General features: G+C 72.5%; 18 protein-coding genes and 1 tRNA gene. 9 read left to right on the top strand and 10 right to left on the bottom strand.

Annotation, left to right across the window (positions count from 1 at the left end; all coding sequences use genetic code 11):
• Positions 1-51: 51 nt before the first annotated feature.
• The 3 genes from NDAS_RS21265 to NDAS_RS21255 form a co-directional block, all read right to left on the bottom strand.
• Positions 52-966 carry a CPBP family intramembrane glutamic endopeptidase gene (locus NDAS_RS21265; RefSeq protein ID WP_013155302.1) on the bottom strand — a complete coding sequence of 305 codons (915 nt, stop codon included), beginning with the start codon at positions 964-966 and terminating at the stop codon, positions 52-54.
• Positions 967-1,019: 53 nt separating this feature from the next.
• Positions 1,020-1,628, bottom strand: coding sequence for a DUF3887 domain-containing protein (locus NDAS_RS21260; RefSeq protein ID WP_049800322.1), 609 nt, complete (start codon positions 1,626-1,628; stop codon positions 1,020-1,022).
• Positions 1,629-1,769: 141 nt separating this feature from the next.
• The gene (locus NDAS_RS21255; protein ID WP_013155300.1) at positions 1,770-2,333 is read right to left on the bottom strand and encodes a TetR/AcrR family transcriptional regulator; all 564 of its coding nucleotides are present in this window, start codon (positions 2,331-2,333) and stop codon (positions 1,770-1,772) included.
• A 138-nt stretch (positions 2,334-2,471) separates the two neighbouring features.
• Here NDAS_RS21255 and NDAS_RS21250 point away from each other — a divergent pair, with 138 nt between their 5' ends.
• Positions 2,472-3,773 (top strand): MFS transporter, encoded by a 1,302-nt coding sequence (locus NDAS_RS21250; RefSeq protein ID WP_013155299.1) that lies wholly within the window; start codon positions 2,472-2,474, stop codon positions 3,771-3,773.
• A 76-nt stretch (positions 3,774-3,849) separates the two neighbouring features.
• Here the strand turns inward: NDAS_RS21250 and fdhA are convergent, their stop codons facing one another.
• Positions 3,850-5,070: a formaldehyde dehydrogenase, glutathione-independent gene (gene fdhA, locus NDAS_RS21245; protein ID WP_013155298.1), complete on the bottom strand. Its 1,221-nt coding sequence runs from the start codon at positions 5,068-5,070 to the stop codon at positions 3,850-3,852.
• Positions 5,071-5,334: 264 nt separating this feature from the next.
• On the opposite strand from fdhA, the gene NDAS_RS21240 reads away from it, so the two are divergent.
• Positions 5,335-5,407, top strand: a tRNA-Thr gene (locus NDAS_RS21240).
• Positions 5,408-5,818: 411 nt separating this feature from the next.
• On the opposite strand, the gene NDAS_RS21235 is transcribed toward NDAS_RS21240, so the two are convergent.
• Positions 5,819-6,289, bottom strand: a complete 471-nt coding sequence (locus tag NDAS_RS21235; protein ID WP_041552907.1) for a MarR family winged helix-turn-helix transcriptional regulator — start codon at positions 6,287-6,289, stop codon at positions 5,819-5,821.
• 122 nt (positions 6,290-6,411) lie between these two features.
• On the opposite strand from NDAS_RS21235, the gene NDAS_RS21230 reads away from it, so the two are divergent.
• From NDAS_RS21230 to NDAS_RS21215, 4 genes are all read left to right on the top strand, one after another.
• Positions 6,412-7,290, top strand: coding sequence for a DODA-type extradiol aromatic ring-opening family dioxygenase (locus NDAS_RS21230; RefSeq protein ID WP_013155296.1), 879 nt, complete (start codon positions 6,412-6,414; stop codon positions 7,288-7,290).
• Positions 7,291-7,370: 80 nt separating this feature from the next.
• Positions 7,371-8,306, top strand: coding sequence for an NADP-dependent oxidoreductase (locus NDAS_RS21225; protein ID WP_013155295.1), 936 nt, complete (start codon positions 7,371-7,373; stop codon positions 8,304-8,306).
• Positions 8,307-8,986: 680 nt separating this feature from the next.
• Positions 8,987-9,640, top strand: coding sequence for a hypothetical protein (locus tag NDAS_RS21220; protein ID WP_148265110.1), 654 nt, complete (start codon positions 8,987-8,989; stop codon positions 9,638-9,640).
• 418 nt (positions 9,641-10,058) lie between these two features.
• Entirely contained in the window at positions 10,059-10,727 is a 669-nt protein-coding gene (locus NDAS_RS21215; RefSeq protein WP_013155293.1) for a hypothetical protein, read from the top strand.
• Here NDAS_RS21215 and NDAS_RS21210 read toward each other — a convergent pair.
• The 3 genes from NDAS_RS21210 to NDAS_RS21200 form a co-directional block, all read right to left on the bottom strand.
• Entirely contained in the window at positions 10,705-11,052 is a 348-nt protein-coding gene (locus NDAS_RS21210) for a VOC family protein (protein WP_013155292.1), read from the bottom strand. The two genes, NDAS_RS21215 and NDAS_RS21210, sit on opposite strands and share 23 nt — an antisense overlap.
• Positions 11,053-11,208: 156 nt before the next feature.
• Entirely contained in the window at positions 11,209-11,913 is a 705-nt protein-coding gene (locus NDAS_RS21205; RefSeq protein ID WP_013155291.1) for an AAA family ATPase, read from the bottom strand.
• Positions 11,914-12,237: 324 nt separating this feature from the next.
• A complete protein-coding gene (locus NDAS_RS21200; RefSeq protein WP_013155290.1) occupies positions 12,238-13,269 on the bottom strand; it encodes a GntR family transcriptional regulator in 1,032 nt (343 codons plus the stop codon).
• A gap of 288 nt (positions 13,270-13,557) precedes the next feature.
• Here NDAS_RS21200 and NDAS_RS21195 point away from each other — a divergent pair, with 288 nt between their 5' ends.
• A complete protein-coding gene (locus NDAS_RS21195) occupies positions 13,558-14,730 on the top strand; it encodes a DUF418 domain-containing protein (protein WP_013155289.1) in 1,173 nt (390 codons plus the stop codon).
• Between the two features lie 142 nt (positions 14,731-14,872).
• Here the strand turns inward: NDAS_RS21195 and NDAS_RS21190 are convergent, their stop codons facing one another.
• On the bottom strand, positions 14,873-15,328 hold the full coding sequence (locus NDAS_RS21190; RefSeq protein WP_019607808.1) for a PACE efflux transporter: 456 nt from the start codon (positions 15,326-15,328) through the stop codon (positions 14,873-14,875).
• 106 nt (positions 15,329-15,434) lie between these two features.
• On the opposite strand from NDAS_RS21190, the gene NDAS_RS21185 reads away from it, so the two are divergent.
• Entirely contained in the window at positions 15,435-16,322 is an 888-nt protein-coding gene (locus NDAS_RS21185; RefSeq protein WP_013155287.1) for a LysR family transcriptional regulator, read from the top strand.
• 172 nt (positions 16,323-16,494) lie between these two features.
• Here NDAS_RS21185 and NDAS_RS21180 read toward each other — a convergent pair whose 3' ends face one another.
• A complete protein-coding gene (locus tag NDAS_RS21180) occupies positions 16,495-16,887 on the bottom strand; it encodes a MerR family transcriptional regulator (RefSeq protein WP_013155286.1) in 393 nt (130 codons plus the stop codon).
• 61 nt (positions 16,888-16,948) lie between these two features.
• Between NDAS_RS21180 and NDAS_RS21175 the strand changes: the two genes are divergently transcribed.
• Positions 16,949-18,052 (top strand): alkene reductase, encoded by a 1,104-nt coding sequence (locus tag NDAS_RS21175; RefSeq protein WP_013155285.1) that lies wholly within the window; start codon positions 16,949-16,951, stop codon positions 18,050-18,052.
• Positions 18,053-18,089 lie beyond the last annotated feature (37 nt).

Genomic DNA, 18,089 nt, shown 5'->3' with positions numbered 1-18,089 from the left:
CCCTCGGCTGACGGGGTCGCCCGGTGCGCGGCTCGGTCCGGCGGGGGCCCGCTACCTCGGCGGCGGGGCGGACGGGTGCTTCGCGGAGGAGAACTGTCCCGTGGCGATCAGGACCGCGACGAGTACGAGCGGCACGATCCACCCGCTCCAGCCCAGGATCGTGGCCTGCGTGGTGTCGACGTGCTCGCCCGCCTCGGCGAAGAGGAGGTAGGTCCCGCCCGCCCCGTTGAACGCGGCGTGGGCGAGGGCCGCGGGCCACACCGATCCCGATCGCAGCCGCAGCCAGCCGAAGACCGCGCCGACCAGGACGCACATGGCGACCATCGCGGCCACGCCGACCCAGCCCGGCGCGTCCGGGTAGTTGTATCCCAGGAGGATGAGCGGAGCGTGCCAGAGGCCCCAGACGACTCCCATGACCAGGAGGGCGGGGAGCGTACCGAGCGGCATCAGTTTCGGGAGCAGCCATCCGCGCCATCCGAGTTCCTCCCCGAGCGCCGGGATGAGGTTGATGAACGCGGCCATGGGGAGTGCGGCGAGCTGGATGGCGATGAGCGCGCCGACCGGTATCGGGATTCCGGCCGTTCCGGCCTGCTCGTCGAGGACCTGCCGGAACGCCGAGAAGTGCGCGAAGTCGGCCGGATAGACCCCGAGCAGCGCGCCGACAGGGAGCGCCGCCAGGACGAGAGCGATGGGCACGACGATCCCCAGCGCGGCGTAGCCGAGCAGTCCGCGGACCGGCGTCAACGGCCACAGCCCGAGCGTCCACGCCTTCCGCCGGGGCCGCTCCACGAAGAACACGACGACGAGGGCGGCGATCGCGGGGGTCGTCATCGTGGCGGTGGCCACGAGCGGGAACCAGGGTTCGGCGAGCCCGTCACCGAACCAGAGCGGGAGCGCGAAGAGCCAGGCGAGTGCGAACGCCAGGGCGGTGAACACCCCGATGGACCGCAGGTCGCGGCCGCTCATGCGGGTTCCGCCCCGGGCCGTGGGCGTGTTCGGTCCGCGCGGGGACGCGGCGGTCACGGCGTCCGCCCTTCGAGGATGTGCAGACCGGCGATGGTCCGGTCGTCGCGGAACGCGATCCGTGCCGTGTAGTCGCCCGCCTCCAACGAGAGCGGCGTGTTCGTTATCGTCACGTCGCCGGCCCGGGTGACCTCCGGCTCCCCATGCCCCTCGAAAGCTCCCGCCAGGCCGACGATCTGCGCCCACGCGGCGGCGAGCGCGTCCTCTGACAGGCCATCGCGCATGGTCGGATCGAACCGCTCGGTGACACGCGACCATCGCCCGGACGCGAGGTCCTCGATCACCGAGGCGGCCAGTTCGGCGACGCCGGGTAGCGGCGTGGTGTTCATCGGTTCTCCTGTCCTTGGATCGATCGGTTTGCCGTAGCGCTGGAACGCTGCCTGTCGGCTCACGCCGAGCGCGTCACCGACGACCTGCCACGTGGCACCGTTCTGCCGGGCCTGCTGTACGACGGCACGCACGACGTCATCGGCGGCCGTCTGCATGCTCACGGCGCGCCTGATCGAGTCGGTCCAGTCGTCGTCCCTCGTCAGGACACGCGACGCGAGGAACGCCTCCGTGCGCGCTTTCAACACCCGCAACGCCTCTGTCAAGCTAGCTTGCATTCGTAAACTATAGCTTTACAAGTGGGGTGTGCGCCAGTCGCTGTCCCGCCTGTTCCGTAACCGCGGACCGCCGCGCTCCCACCGGCGCGGGTGAGGAGGCCATCGCCTTCACCCGCCCGACCCGAAGGACCGGGGCGCCGGTCAGCCGAGCCGGTCGGCGACGGCGGTCACCGCCGCCAGGACCACCGCGCGGTCCGGGCCGCCCTCGTCACGCTCGAAGTGGCGGTGCAGCGACCACCCCTCGACCAGGGCGTCCAGCGCGCGGCACGCCTCGGGGGGAAAGTGCGCGGACAGGGAGGCGCGGCTGACGTCCATCCACGCGCGCGCGGCCCTGCGGACCGCCTCGTCGTGGTTGGCGTAGGAGTACATCTCGAAGAGCAGCGCGAACTGGTGGGGCGTGGCGTACTCGGGTCCGCAGATGAGGTCGGCCACGGCCTCGCACGCCTCGGCGCGGTCGCGCGCCGCCGCGAGCCGGTGTGCGTAGTACTCCGACATGGTCCCCGCCAGGTGCGTGAACGCCTGCTCCAGGATCGCGGACAGGCCGTCGAAGTGGTAGGTGAGCGAGCCCAGGGGCACCGAGGCGCGCTCGGCGATCGCCCGGTGCGTGGTCCTGTGCACACCGCGCTCGGCGATCACCTCCAGCGCCGCGGCGAGGATGCGCTCCTTGCGTCGCGGGTCGTTGGCCACCCGCCTGGTTCCGGCCATGTTCCCCTTCCGGCCTCGGAGCCCTGCGTCCACGGCCATTCTGGTACGCGGCCGCCCCCGTCCGCGCCCGTGGCGTCCGCGTCCACAAGTGTGTACTTTTGTACACACTACTGACCGCCACTCCACTGGGAGCCCTTCATGGGAACCGCCGTGGGCCGTCGGCGCCTCGCGCTGTGCGTCCTGTTCCTCCTGCCCGGGCTGGGGATCTCGTCCTGGGTCACCCGTACGCCCGCCATCCGCGACGCGCTGGGCGCCTCCACCGCCGAGATGGGGTTCGTCCTGTTCGGCCTCTCGATCGGTTCCATGATCGGCGTCCTCGGGTCGGGGGCGGTCGTCGCCCGCCTGGGCGCACGGCCGGTCATCGTGGCCGGGACCGCCGCGATGCTGGGGAGCCTGCCCGTCATCGGTCTTGGCGCGGGCCTCTCGTCCGCCCTCGTCGTCGCGTTCGGCCTGTTCCTCTTCGGGCTGGGCATGGGCGCTGGGGAGATCGCGATGAACATCGAGGGAGCCGACGTCGAGCGGGTCATGGCCGAGCCGCTGCTGCCGCGCATGCACGGCTTCTTCAGCCTGGGGACCGTGATCGGCGCCCTCGTCGGCATGGCGCTCACCGCAGTCGGGTTCCCCGTGGCGTGGCACCTGGCGGCGATGGGCGTCCTGACCCTGGCGGTGGCGGCGACGCTCTTCGGCTCCCTGCCCCCCGGCACCGGCAGGGCGCTCCCGCGCGCCTCCGGCCAGGGGAGCGCGGGCGGCGGACGCGCGCTGTGGAAGGACGCGCGCCTGGTGCTGATCGGCCTCATCGTGCTCGCGATGGCCCTGGCCGAGGGCACCGCCAACGACTGGCTCCCGCTGATCATGGTCGACGGCCACGGCTTCGACCCGGCCCTGGGGTCGATGGTCTACGCCGTCTTCGCCGCGTCGATGACGGTCGGGCGCTTCGCCGGGGGCTACTTCCTGGCGCGCTTCGGCAGGGCCCGCGTGCTCGGGGCGAGCGCGCTGGCCGGGGTGGCGGGCATGGGGCTGGTGGCCGGTGCGGACAGCCCGGCCCTGGCGGCGGCGGCCGTGGTCCTGTGGGGACTGGGCGCCTCGCTGGGCTTCCCCGTGGCACTGTCGGCGGCCGGGGACTCCGGGCCCGACTCCGCGGCCCGGGTCTCCCTGGTGGCGACGCTCGGCTACGTCGCGTTCCTGGTCGGGCCGCCCGTGCTCGGCCTGCTGGGGGAGGCGTACGGGTTGCGTACGGCCCTGGTCGTGCCCCTGCTCCTCGTGGCGTTCGCCGGGTTCCTCAGCCCGGCGGCCCGTCCGCGCCGGGCGGCGGGCGCGCGGGCCGAAGAGGACAGTGCTGGAACCGGAAGGGGCGGTACGGAAGCCGAGGGGAGTGGTGCGGGGACCGATCGGGGCGGCGCGGAGGCCGGGCAGGGTGGTGCGGAGGCAGGACGGGCCTGAGCCCGCCTCCGCCCCGCTCGCCGCCCGCGCGGCCTCACCCCGCTCGTTGCCCGCGGGCCCTGAACCTCCCGGCGCGTCAGCGCGTGCCGAGGTAGTTGTTCGGGTCGAGCACGTACTTGCTGGCCGCACCCTCGTCGAAGGCCCGGTACCCCTCGGGCGCCTCCTCCAGCGGGATCGCCACGGCGTTGACGGCCTCGGCGATCCGCACCCGGTCGTGGAGGATCGCCTCCATCAGCTCCCGGTGGTACTTCATGACCGGGCACTGGCCGGTGAAGAAGGCGTGCGACTTCGACCAGCCCAGCCCGATCCGGACCGACAGGGAACCCTCCTTGGCGGCCTCGTCGGACGCGCCTGGGTCGCCGGTCACGTACAGGCCCGGAATCCCGATGGACCCCCCGGCCCTGGTCACGTCCATCGCGGTGTTGAGCACGCTGGCGGGCGCCTCCTTCGAGGCTCCCTCTCCCGTCCCGTGCGCCTCGAAGCCGACCGCGTCCACCGCGCAGTCCACCTCGGGGACGCCCAGGATCCGCTCGATCTGCCCGGCCAGGTCACCCTCGGCCACGTTCACCGTCTCGCACCCGAAGCTGCGGGCCTGCGCCAGCCGCTCCTCCTTCATGTCCGCGACGATCACCACCGCCGCGCCGAGCAGTCGGGCCGACGCGGCGGCGGCCAGCCCGACGGGCCCGGCCCCCGCGACGTAGACGCTCGACCCCACGCCCACGCCCGCGGTGACGCAGCCGTGGTAGCCGGTCGGGAAGATGTCCGAGAGCATCGTCAGGTCCAGGATCTTCTCCAACGCCTGGTCGCGGTCGGGGAACACGAGGAGGTTCCAGTCCGCGTAGGGCACGAGCGCGTACCTGGCCTGCCCGCCGACCCAGCCGCCCATGTCGACGTAGCCGTAGGCCGAGCCCGGCCGGTCCGGGTTCACGTTCAGGCAGATCTCCGTGCGCCGCGCCTTGCAGTTGCGGCAGCGCCCGCAGGAGATGTTGAACGGGACCGAGACGAGGTCGCCGACCTTGACGAACTCCACGCCGGGTCCGGTCTCGACCACCTCGCCGGTGATCTCGTGGCCCAGGACCAGCCCTTCCGGCGCGGTGGTGCGCCCCCGCACCATGTGCTGGTCGCTTCCGCAGATGTTGGTGGCGACGACCTTCAGGATCGCCCCGTGCGGCACCTTGCGTCCGACGTTCGCCGGGTTGACCCCGGGGCCGTCCTTGATGACGAACTCGGGGTAGTCGACGTCCTCGACCTCGACCCGGCCCGCTCCCCTGTACACCACACCCCTGTTGCCGGTCATGTCCTTCCCACCTCTCCGCCCCCGGGAGGGGGCACTTTCCCCTGTGGTTTCCGGTCGGGGCGGGCGGTAACCGGGCGCCGGACCGCATCCGGACTTCTTTGCCGGATCGGGGTGCGCAGTCAGCGCGGGGGAGGGGGTCGTCGGCCGGCGGAGCGGCGGCCGGGGCGGCGATTCGTCCGCACCGGCGTATCCGAGTAGGCCGGGCGGTATCTGAACCGGTACCATTTCCCAGGGACGCAGCCGGGACCACGGTCGCGGCAGCCCGCCAGCGTAGCTCAATTGGCAGAGCAATCGCCTTGTAAGCGATAGGTTAGGGGTTCAAGTCCCCTCGCTGGCTCTCACGCGTTCTGACCTGGGGAGATGTCCGGTCAGCCGCGTCGCCGGGGCGGCCTGCCCGCCCCGAGAGCGATCGCCTACACGCAGACCTCCGTCCGTCCGAGGACGGGCGCGACGGCGCCCCCCTCGTGTCGTACACCGGCGCCGTGCTCCGGTTCGCCACCGATCACCTGCTGACAGGCGATCAACCCACGGGCATCCATGTCCGCTTCGACAACGACGCTGACAAGAGCGCTGACATGCTCCAGGAGCTGGCGCCCGCCCCCGTGCGTCCGGCGGACGGGCCCGCTTCCGGCGCGCTGGCGCGCACCGCCCCCGCCGAGATTCGCGCCCTGCTATGGACGGCCGTACCTTCCCCGAGCACCGCATCACGGCGTCGCGGAGCTGACGGGGGCCCGCCCGAGGAGGACGCTCAGCCTCCTTCGAGCTCCCGGCGCACGGTGGCGGCGATGCGGGTGAGCGCGGTCCCGAGGTGGCGGCGCTGGGCGGCGCTGAGCGGATCGAACACGAGCCGCTTCACCTGCGCGACGTGTTCCGGTGCGCTTTCGACCAGCTTCTGCCGACCGGCGCCGGTCAGGGTGGCGAGGGTGTACCGGCCGTCGCCGGGGTCGGACCGGCGCACGACCCAGTCACGTGCCTCGAACCGGTCCATCACCTTCGACAGGCGGGGCAGGGTGCTGTCGCAGAGCCGGGCCAGGTCGCTGAGCCGCATGGTGGCCTCGTCGGCCATGGACAGCCGGGCCAGAACCCCGTACTCGAAGTTGGAGATGCCCGCCTCCCGCTGCAGTTGGCGGTCGAGGGCCGCTGGGAGGGCGATGACGACCGTGAGCAGCGCCTGCCACAGGTCCTGCTGGTCGTCGTCGAGCCAGGGTTGAGTGTCCATGGGCTTCATCATACTTGCCAGGGCAACTCGGATCACTTGCCCAGGCAACTCAATATGGGCTACCTTTCACTTGCCAAGGCAAGTAAAAACACTTGCTTGGGCAAGTGAAGGAGCTGGTTCTGATGACCACCACGAGCAGCCTGGGTCCCCCCTCCCCGGCGCGCGCACCGGCCGCGGCCTACGACGACCTCCTCGCCCGGGTCCTGCCGCAGGCGCGCGGGCAGCGGGTGTGGACCCCCTCCGACGGGCCCATGCCCAGCCTCTTCGTCAGCCACGGCGCACCGTTCACCCTCGACGATCCGCAGTGGCTTGGCAACCTCTTCGACTGGGCCCAGTCGATGCCCAAACCCCGGGCCATCGTCGTCGTCTCGGCCCACTGGGAACAGGCACCGGTCGCGATATCCGGAGCCGCGGCGGGCGTCCCGCTCCACTACGACTTCAGCGGCTTCCACCCCCGCTACAAGACCCTGCCCTACGCGACCCCGGACGCCACCGACCTGGCCCGGCGGCTCACGGGCCTGCTGGGCACGACACCGGTACACGAGTCCGCCGACCGCGGCCTCGACCACGGCGCCTTCATCCCGCTCATGGCCATGTACCCCGCCGCCGACGTCCCGGTCGTGCAGCTGTCGATGCCCGGCCTGGACCCCGGCACCCTGCTCGAACTCGGATCACGCCTGCGGCCCCTGCGAGAAGAAGGCGTCCTCGTCCTCGGCTCGGGCTTCATGACGCACAGTTTCGCCGTCTTCCGCCAGCCGGAGCTCGTCGCCGCCACCGCGGCCTTCGACGCATGGGCCGTCGACGCCCTCTCCCGGGGCGACGCCGACGCCCTCGTCGACTACCGCGTCAAGGCACCCGGCGCCGCGGTCGCCCATCCGACGGCCGACCACTTCGTCCCTCTGCTGTGCGCCGTCGGCGCCGCCGACGACCCCGGCAGCGCCGTGAGCGCCATCGACCGCATGGTGATGGGCAACTCCACCCGGTCGGTGCGCCTGACCTGAGCGCTCAGCCGCGCTCCACCCTCGCCCCCGTCCGCCCGTCCCCGGGCGACGGCGTTCAACACACCCTGGAGGAAAGTGTCATGAAGGCAATCCGTTTCCACGAGTTCGGCGGCAGCGATGTCCTGCGCCACGAGGACGTCGACCGTCCGGTCCCCGGCCCCGGGCAGGTGCTGGTGCGGGTGGCGGCCACGTCGTTCAACCCGGTCGACGACCACATCCGCGCCGGCATCCTGGCCGAGATGATCCCGATGACCCTCCCGTACGTGCCGGGGATCGACCTGGCGGGCACCGTCGCCGAACTCGGCGCGGACGTGACGGGCCTGGAGGTCGGCGACCGAGTCGTGGCGATGCTGCCCCTCGACTCCGCAGGCGGGGCCGCCGAGTACGCCCTCGCCCCTGCCGGGTCCCTGGCCCCGGCGCCCCGGACGATCGAGCTGGTCGACGCCGCGACACTGCCGCTGACCGGCCTGGCGGCCTGGCAGACCGCCTTCGAACTCGCCGAGCTCAAGCCCGGCCAGAGCGTCCTGGTCAACGGGGCGGGGGGTGCGGTGGGCAGCCTGGTGGTGCAGCTCGCGGTCGACGCCGGAGCGCACGTGACCGCGGTGGACGCGCCGCGGCACGCCGACCGTCTTCGGAGCTACGGCGCGGACCGGGTCGTCGGCCCCCTCGACCTCGCCGCGGGCCCGGCCGCCGCGGGTGGTCCGTTCCAGGTCGTGGTGAACCACGTGCGCCTCTCCCCGGAGGAGCTCGCGCGGCTGACGGACTACGTCGCCGACGGCGGGGTCGCCGCCAGCACTGCCGGCCCGGTTCCCGAGGACCCCGACCGGAAGGTGCGCAGCGCGAGCCTGTGGGTCCGCGGCGACGGGGTCCAGCTGGCCGACCTCGTCGCCAAGGTGGACGCCGGGAGGCTCCGGCTCCACGTCGCCGCGCACCGCCCGATGGGCGAGCTGGCCGCCGTGCACGAGGACGCGGCCACCGGGCGGCTGCCCGGTAAGACCGTCGTGCTCGTTCGCTGACCTCACCCGACCGGGCCGCCCGCCGTTCGCTCCCGCCGGCGGGCGGCCCGGAAGTCCGGCGGCGGCCGCACCCGCACGCCGCACCGGCCGAAGCGGGCCAGCGCGCGCAGGAGCTGCGCCGGGAGCTGGAGTCGTCGACTGGTTGCGACAGGCTTCCCGGGGGTGCTGCTGCGCCGGGGCAGCAGCCGCGGGGCTGTCGAGTAGCAGTGGGCGTGCGCGAGCTCTGAGCTGGTCCAGGTGCCGGCCCAGCAGGAGCGGGTGCAGGCGGCGGCCGCGCGTGTGCAGCAAGAGGCGATCGAGGCCGACGTGGCCCAGGCCCGCGCGGAGCAGGCGGAGATCGAGTGTGCTGCTCACGAGCAGCAGGTGCCGCGACCGAGCTGTGGATCTCGGGGGGACGCTGAGCGGCTTCCGCAGTGGGCGTTGGACCCAGCGGCTCACCGGGCAACGCAGGCCTCGCGGTCGGGGCCCCGGCCGGTGGCGGCTCGGTCCCAGAAGAGCAGAACCGCGCCCGCAGTGGCCTGGAGCCCGAAGGTCCAGAACGGAGTTGATTCCCCCTCGACGAATTGTGTACATGGGCCTACACTTTTTGTGTAGGGCTAGGGACACAATAGAGGGGCGGGATGGACACCCGAACGCAGTACCTGCCGTCGGACCGAGTCCGCGACACCCTGGGACGCCGCATGGCATGGGTGCACGACACCGGCGGCATCCTCGTCATCACCGACAGCGGGAATCCCGACGGAGCTTTGGTTCCACCCGGCCTCCTGGCCGAGGCCGGACTGGCACCTGTGAGAGGGCAGGGGGTGCGCGAAGCTCGCGCCCATTGGGGAGTGACCCGCACCCGTGCTGCCGTCGAGGGCCCCCAGGGGCTGACGCACCACAAGAACCTGCTGGCGGTGTTGGTGGACCAGACCACAGCAGCCGCCCTCATCCGCCGCCTGCCGGTGCTGGCGTTCACCGAACTCGACCTGACCGGCATCGCCCTGGCCGACGGCGAACTCATCGCGCCCGGAGAGTACGCGGCACATGACGGGAAGACCCTGCGCGTCCGCGCCCCCCGACAAGAGGAGACGACCGTGGACAACACCACCCTGAACGACCCGGAAACCCCTGAGGTAGTGATCTTCGAGACCCTTCGAGGGACCGCCAACCGCGCCGCGGCCGCATACATGCGGGCGGCTGAAGCCGCCACCACCCCCGAGGCCAAGGAGGACGCGAAGCAGCAGATGAAACGAACCTGGAGGATCAAGAGCAATTACGACCTGAGCCGCGGCGAAATGATCGCCTTGATTCAGCAACTCCAGGGAGAGATCGACCAGTTGCGGGAGGCCTGAGCGATGCCGCCCCCTTACGAGGTGCGCCCGGAGCGTCTCCAGTAGACGTGGCTACGCGGCGCCAGCCACGGGCGAGAACAGGGTGCCCTTGTCAGCGCATCGCCCATTCGCCGCTCTCGGAAATTCGGTCATGGTTCGGCCAAGGCGGACGCTGACAGCACCTGCCGCTCCCGCTGTCAGCACTCCCGCCAACGCTGTCATCCCTGGCCGGAGCCTGTTTCCGGTGCTGTCAGCGGACAGCCGCTGAGAAGAGTCCGCCCGCCCCACCCCCGCATCCGCGCGCCTCGTGTCAGCTCCCCGCCAGCACCCCGCCCGCCTTCCGCTCGCCGACCGTGAGCCCTCCGTGCGCCCGCCGTCAGCCGGGCTTCCTTTCCTGGTCCGCGTCATCACCGACACGGCCCGCGAAGGGAACAGATCCATGACGACCGAACCGCTCAACCGCGCCGAGAGGGAGTTCCAGCTCCTCGACATCGATGTCGCCGACCTCGCGGCGCAGCTCGTCCCCGCCACCGACACCCCTCCCACCACCCCGGTCGAGCTGCGCGCCGCACTCCTGGACCGCACCACCGACCGCCGCTCGCGCGACGACGTCTGGCGGAGCCTGGTCGTGCGCGCACAGGACCGCGAGGAGTGGATGGTCGCCGCGATCGGCTTCGCCATGCCCGCGCTGCGCACCTGCGCCCGCGGCCTGTGCCGGGGCCTGGACCCGCGCACCGTCGAGGAGGTGGAGGAGGAGCTCCTCGCGGGCTTCGTCCACGCCGTCCGTGAGGCCGACACCGCCTGGCACCGCCTGCACTGGGCGCTGCGCTGCCGCGCCCAGCGCGCGGGCCTTCGGGCCCGGACCGCCGCGCTGCGCCAGCCGCTCCTCATGGCCGAGCCACCCGTCACCGCCGTCGTCCCCACCGGAACGCCGGACACGGTCCTCTGCCGGGCCGCCCGCCACGAGGTGATCATCCCGGACGAGGCCGAGATCATCGGCCGCACCCGCCTGGAGGGCGTCTCCCTGGCCACGGTCGCCCGGGAGCGGGGCGTGCCGTACTGGCGGACGGGTGTGTGGGGTGCTGTCAGCGGTGGTCCAGGACGTTGACCACCCGGCCGTTGGGGTCGCGGACGAAGAACCGTCGCACGCCCCACTCCTCGTCCTGCAGAGGGTGGATGATCTCCGCGCCGCTGTCCCGCACGGCCGCGTAGGCCGCGTCCACGTCGTCCACCTCGACACTCATGTCGGGGACGACCGGGCCGGTCTTGTCATCGGTCACGAAGCTGACCTGTGCGGCCGGAGAGGACGGGGAGGCGAGCGTCATGATCCAACCGTGGTTCATGACCTCCTCGAAGCCCAGCAGGCCGTAGAACTCCCGGCTCTCCCGCAGCGCCTCCGACCGAATGTCGGGCACCACGCGGCGAACGGCCATCGACGACTCCAGGTGGGAACGAACCTGCCTCCGGGACGCTCCCACAGGTACTACGGTGCAACCACCGCCGCAAGCGCTTTTCCGTGACGGCCGGGGCGGGGGACGCTCCGCCCCTCCGGACCACGCACGCGCTGAGGCGAAGCCGACCGGCCGGGGTTACGGGGTACCGGACATCATGCGTTCGATCCGGGCGGGTGGTGGTTCTTCCGCGGTGCGTAGGGGACCGCGGGCGACCGGGCCGGAACCGAAGCGGATCCAGGCCAGCTCCCGCGCCCGGCGCCGGTCGAGCGCGAGCAGGCTGCGCGCGCCCGGCGCGAACGCCCTCGGCCCGCGCCGGGTGGCCGCGCGCAGCCGCCGCCAGCGCCGCGAGTGCGTCCGGTGGCTGCGCGCGGTCACCCGCCGACCCCGGGCGGCCTGCCCGCTCCGGGCCTCCTGCGGGGTGGCGTCGATCATCAGAACGTGGACCTCGTACCGGCGCAGTCGGCAGAGCAGGGCGAGCAGCACGCGGACCGAGCGCCGGGTCCCGCACTCGTGCACCACCACGGGGCCGCCGCGCAGCGCCGCGGCCACCCGGGCCAGGTGCAGTACGTGCACCACCCAGCGCCACAGCGGGTAGGGGACGCGGCCGAGCAGCGCCCGGAGCCGGTAGCGCGACTGCAGCGAGTCGATCACCCGCACACCGTCCGCGGCGATTACGGTCCGGTCCTCGTCCCCGCGCAGACCGAACAGCCGCCGCAGCAGGGTGCTCTTGCCGGCGCCGGGCACCCCGGTGACCACCACCAGGGAGCGTCGGGGGTAGACCGCCCCGCGCACCCTCGCGTCGTTCACCGAGGGCGCGTACCGCACCAGACCCTGGGACATCTTCGGTAGCTCCTCAAAGCCGACCTGGGCGCCGGTGGGGTGCGGCTCCACAGCGGCCGCGTCACCGACGTCATGGCGCTGCTGTGCACTTACTTGAGAGGTGGGTGCCGCGGAGGGCGGGAGGACCGCCGATCGCGTTGTGGAACCGGTGGTGATTGTAGTGATGCCGCCACCTCGGAACGCCTCCGGTTCCCCTCGTCGGCCGGGTTCCCGCCGCAGGCCGGGCGGAAGCGGTCGTCCACGGTGTCGCACAGGTAGGAACCCCCCGTGTTCAGGTGTACCCCGTGGCGCGCGCGGGACGCCCGCCGGGACCCCTTCGCGGGCTCACCGGGTTGTGTCCGTGGGGCCCGCGAGGCCCCCGTCCACGGGTCGGCCTCCCGGTTCGATCAGCGGCGCGAGCCCGTCCAGCAGGTGTTTCATGCCGAGGCCGAAGATCGCGTGCACGTCGGTCGGCCCCGAGACGCTGAACGTCAGGGGGAACCTGCCCTGCTCGGCGATCCGCAGGAACTCCTCGCCCCGGGACCTCCACCAGTGCTCGGCGTCCATCCCGGCCTCGTACCCCTCCACCACCGCGCGCGTGCCCTGGAGGGCCATGCCGGAGGTGTAGGCGGACACGAAGGTGAGGATCGCCATGGCCTCGTCCGGCGAGCGCCCCTGGCCGGTGATCACCCGCATCATCCACTCGGCGTTCTGCACCAGCCCGGGCGACTGAACCGCTCCGGCGAGCGGAGTGAGCTGGACGGCCCAGGGGTGCGCCCGGTAGATGCCCCACTCCGTCAGCAGGGCCAGTTCGAGCGCCTCGCGCCAGTCGGCGGGCGGCGGGTCGGGCAGGGCGTGCTCGGTGTAGACCTGGTCGATCATCGCCGTCACCAGCGCGTCCTTGTTCGCGACGTGGCGGTACAGGGCCATGGTGCTCACCCCCAGCTGGGTGGCGACCCTGCGCATGGACAGGCCGTCGATCCCCTCGGCGTCGGCGATGGTGATCGCGGCCCGGACGATGGCCTCCCGGGCGAGGCCGCCGGTCTCGGCGGCCGGACGGTGGCTTCCCGGGTCTTCCGTCCGCGCCGGACGCGGGCGTTCCCGCTGGCGCTGTGGTCCCTGCGGCTCCGGTGCGGAGGCGGGTGCACCGCGCACGAGGGTGCCCACTCCGCGCACCGCCTCGACCAGGCCCTCCTGGCGCAGGGCGGCCAGCGCCTTGGTGGCGGTGGCCATGGCCACCCCCCACTCGCGCATGATCTCCCGGGTGGAGGGCACCCGTTCGCCCGGTCGCAACTCCCCGGAGCCGATGCGCGCGCGGATGTCGGTGACGACCCGCGCGTAGGGCGGCAGTTCCTTTTTTCCGGTCGTGGACACCACGGACCCCTTCCGCTCCTGTCGGGCTACTCCGAGTGTACTAGTGCACGGCGGGGTCCAGGCTGCCTCGTCGAAGGCGCTGGGGTGACCCGGGGGAGCCCCTTTCGATCCCTGGTGCACTAGGCATGTGCACTAGTGCTGTTGGCCTCAAAATCCCATTTTGAAGGGTTTGCGGCAAGGGGTGTGCTGTGTATACGTTGTACGCGCAGTGCGTCGCTCCGACGTGCGCCCCGGTGCGCGCCTCGGCGCGTACGCCGTCCATCGGAGCCCACGGCCCTTTCGGAGGCCACCATGTCCCATACGTCCACCCCGGAGCCCCGCACGGCTCCGGTCCCCGACCAACCGCTCCCGCTCGGCCGCCGCTCCCTGGCCCCGGACCTGGCCCGCGGCGTCATGCTGCTGTTCATCGCGCTCGCCCACACGCACCTGTTCACCGTGTTCATCGGCGGCCCGCAGGGCGCTCCCAACCCCGCCGACCAGCTCACCACCGCGGCCACGGTCATGTTCGTCGACCTGCGCAGCTACCCCATGTTCGCTGCCCTGTTCGGGTACGGCCTGGCTCAGATCCACCGCCGCCGCGGCCAACAGGGGCAGGACTGGCCCCGGACCCGCGGCCTGCTGCGCCGACGCGGCCTGTGGATGGTCGCCTTCGGTCTGGCGCACACGGTGCTGCTCTTCCCCGCCGACATCCTGGCCGTCTACGGCCTGGTGACGCTGGCCCTGGTGGGCGTCCTGCGGTTGCGCGACCGGACCCTGGTGATCCTGGCGGCGGCCTGGCTGCCCGTGGCCGCGGCCGTGCACGCCCTGATCGCCGCCGAGGACACCGTGACAGGACAGGGCATGCCGCTGATGCCCGACGGGTTCGCGGACGAACTCCTCTTCCGGGTGACCCTGTTCTCGGTCCTGGCCGTGGTGATGTTCGCCAGCACGCTCGTCCCGTTCCTGATCGGTGTCCTGGCGGCCCGGCACCGGATCCTGGAGCGGCCCCACGAGCACCTGCGACTGCTGCGCGCCACCGCGTTCGCGGGCATCCCCCTGGCGGCGCTGGGCGGCCTCCCCCTGGCCCTGGACAAGGCGGAGGTGTGGACCGGCGCCACGACCGGGGACCTCGTCGCCGCCACGGCACTGCACCAGGTGAGCGGCTACGCGGGCGCGCTGGGCTACGCCGCGCTCATCGCCCTGGTCGCGGTCCGCCTCACGGGCCGAGAGGGGCCGGTGACCGACGCCCTGGCCGCGCTCGGACAGCGCTCCATGACCTTCTACCTGGCCCAGTCCATGGCCTGGGCCGTGCTGTTCTCCTCCTACACGCTCGACCTGCACATGACGTCGCCCGCCGTCGGCGCGGGCGTCGCGGTGGCCGTGTGGCTGGCCACGGTGCTGCTCGCCGACCTCATGCGCCGCCGGGGCGTGCGCGGACCCGCCGAGGTGGTGCTGCGCCGCCTCACCTACGGGCCGTCGCGCTGAACCGTCCGGTCCTCCCGGGCGGGGCCGGTCGGCGGATTCCTCCTCCGACCGGCCCGCAGCGGTGGCGACGGCTGCGGGGGCGGCCCGCCGGGCGGAGGCCACCGGTACGGGTTCCGCGGGCGCGCGTTCGACGGCGCGCGCCTCAGGCGGAACGCCCGGAACCGACCGGCTCCTCCTGCCCGACCTCGTTCACCGCCGAGCTGGGGACGCCGAAGATCCTGTCGAAGGCCCAGTTGTAGGCGAAGGTGTAGAACGGGATATAGACGATGAACACCAGGTCCAGCACGAACGCCTGCAACAGCGTGATCTCCAGCCACCACGCGATGAGCGGGATCAGGAAGCACACCAGGGTCAGCTGGAAGCCCACCGCGTGCAGGACGCGCCGGCGCACGGTGCGCGTGCGGTCGCGCTGGCGCCGCTCCCACGCCTCGAACAGGTAGTTGAAGGCCAGGTTCCACACCGTCGCCACGCAGGTGATCATGAGCGCCAGGGGTCCGGTGGTGGCCGGTGACTCGCCCGTCAGCAGGGACATCACCGCGGTGCCCACCGCGAGCCCCAGGATCTCGTATCCGCCCACGTAGACCAGCTTGCGCTTCACACCTTGCACAGCACACACTCCCGTTCCGTCGGTCAACGGGGGAAGACGTTATATTCAGGGCTACTGAACAGAAAAGTCAGGTCCCTTCAGAAAAGCTGACAGTTGTATGGCTCTCTCCAGTGACGGCATCAAGCTGTTCCTGGCCGTGGTCGACCACGGCTCCTTCTCCGGCGCGGCCCGCGCGCTGCGCCGGGTGCCCTCCGCCGTGAGCATGGGCATCGCCAACATCGAGGCCGAACTCGGCTACCCCCTGTTCGACCGGTCGCGCCGCGAGGCGGTGCCCACCCCGCGGGCCCTGGCCCTGGTGCCCCACGCACGGTCGGTCGCCAGCAGGCTGCGGCTGCTGCAGGTCCACGCCGTGGAGCTGTCGCGGGACCTGGAGAGCACGCTCACCGTCGCCGTGGCCGCCGGTGTTCCGGACCGGGACCTGCTGGACGCCCTGGCCCGGGTCGGCGGTCGCTACCCCCTGCTGCGCGTGAACCTGCTCCGGGCGCCCCAGGACGGGGTCCGGGAGATGCTGCACCGGGAGCGGGCCGACCTGGCGCTGCTGGCCGCGGCTCCGGACGTGGACCGGGAGGAGGTCTTCACCAACGTGACCGACGAGGTCTTCGTGGCGGTGGTCTCGGCCACCGCGGACACACCCGGCCTGCCCGCCGACCTGCGGCGCCTGGAGGACCTCGGCGCCAGCCGCCAGATCGTGGTCGCCGGTCCCGACGACGCGGTCGCCGATCGTCGGCTCCTGGTCTCCGACGCCCGGTGGCACGTGGACTCGGTGGAGGCCGCGCTGGGGCTCGTGGAACGCGGCGCGGGATGGGCCAACCTGCCCTTGGGGAAGGTGCGGGAGGCGGTCGCGACCGGGAGGGTGAGGGTGCTGGAGTTCGTCAACCTCAAGAACGGGTTGGCGATGCCGGTGCACCTGGTGTGGCTGCGCAGGAGGCCGCTGCGCCGGGCTGCCGGGGAGGTCGTCGCGCTGATGAGCCGCGACCACCGCTGACCGGCCGGAGCGGGGTCCGGCACCGGGAACGGGAACCGCCTCCAACACGTGGCCGGGGGAGCACTTCGCCGAGCCCCCGGGAAGCGCGTGCGGGTTCGTCACCGGTGGGCCGTGACCGCGACGGGCCGGGCTCCCCCGCCGAGCTTCCGGTGTCCGCGGGCGGGAGGTTCAGTCAGCGGCGGCCGGTGAGGGAACCCTCCTCGGTCTCGTCGCCCTCGGCGGAGGCGATGACGTCGTCGAGCAGCTCCCGGGAACGCCGCAGGTCCGCGATCATCCGGTCGATGCGCTCGCGCTCGGTCCTCAGCTCGCGGACCAGGTGGGCGTCGGCCGTGGCCGCTGGCCCGCCGTCGGCGTCGCGCATGCACGGCAGCAGCGTCACGATCTTGGCGCTGCACAGCCCCGCCGCATACAGCTCCTGGATGCGCACCACCCGGTCCACCGCGGTCTCGGCGTACTCGCGGTGCCCGCCCGGGGTGCGCTCGGAGGCCAGCAGGCCCTGCTGCTCGTAGTAGCGCAGCGAACGCGGGCTCACCCCGCTGCGCCGGGCCAGCTCACCGATGCGCATGACGCACCTCACCTTCCTCGCGCTTGAATCTGACATTGGTGTCAACTCCTACGGTATCCGCATGAACGCCAAGGAAACAGAGTCTCCGCTTCTCAGCCCCGCGCGCCTCGCCGACACCGACCTGCCCAACCGGCTCGTGATCGCCCCCATGACCCGCAACCGCGCCGAGCCCTCGGGTACTCCGAGCGAGCTCATGGCCGAGTACTACGCCCAGCGGGCCTCGGCCGGTCTGATCATCGCCGAGGCCTCCACCCCCAGCAGGGTCGGGCGCACCTACCCCGACATCGCCGCCCTGTACCGCCCCGAGCACACCGAGGGCTGGCGGCGGGTCAACCGACGCGTGGCCGAGGCGGGCGGGCGCATGTTCGCCCAGATCCAGCACGGCGGCCGCGTCGGCCACCCCGACACCAGCGGCCTGACCCCGCTGGCGCCCTCACCGATCGCCCTGCCCGGGACCATCCACACCCCCGGCGGACGCCAGCCCGCGGTGACGCCCCGGCAGATGGGCCGGGACGACATCGCCACCACCGTCGCCGACTTCGCCTCCGCCGCCCGCCGGGCCGTGGAGGCCGGGTTCCTGGGCGTGGAGGTGCACGCCGCCAACGGCTACCTCCTCCACCAGTTCCTGACCCCGGGCACCAACCGGCGCCGGGACGCCTACGGCGGCGCTCCCGAGAACCGGATGCGCTTCGTCCTGGAGGTGGTCCAAGCCGTCGTCGCGGAGGTCGGTCCCGACCGCGTCGGCGTGCGCGTCTCCCCGGGCAACACCGCCAACGGCATCGCGGAGACCGACGAGGACATCGCCGCCCTCTACCCGGAACTGACCACCCGCCTGGACGCGTTGGGGCCCGTGTACCTGCACGTGGCCTTCGCCGACCCCGACAGTTCCGTGTGGAAGCGGATCCGCTCACGCTGGTCGCGCACCCTGATCGGCAACCCGGTGCTGCCCGGCGGGGAGATTCCCGCGGACGGCGGTCGGGACGCCGCCGAGCGCATGCTCCGGGCCGGGGCCGACCTGGTCGCCCTGGGCCGGCCCTTCCTGGCCAACCCCGACCTGGTCGAGCGCATCCGCACCGGGGCGCCGGTCAACCCGGTGCGCGACAGGTACCTGATGTACGTGGGCGGGGCCACCGGCTACACGGACTACCCGGCACTGGGCGGCTGATCCTGTCCCCGGCCGTCCCCGTGTCCGGCTGTCCCGC

It is taken from the genome of Nocardiopsis dassonvillei subsp. dassonvillei DSM 43111, assembly GCF_000092985.1.
GTDB lineage: Bacteria > Actinomycetota > Actinomycetes > Streptosporangiales > Streptosporangiaceae > Nocardiopsis > Nocardiopsis dassonvillei.
The sequence above is the reverse complement of the archived record's forward strand: the minus strand, read 5'-3'. Positions and strand labels throughout refer to the sequence as shown.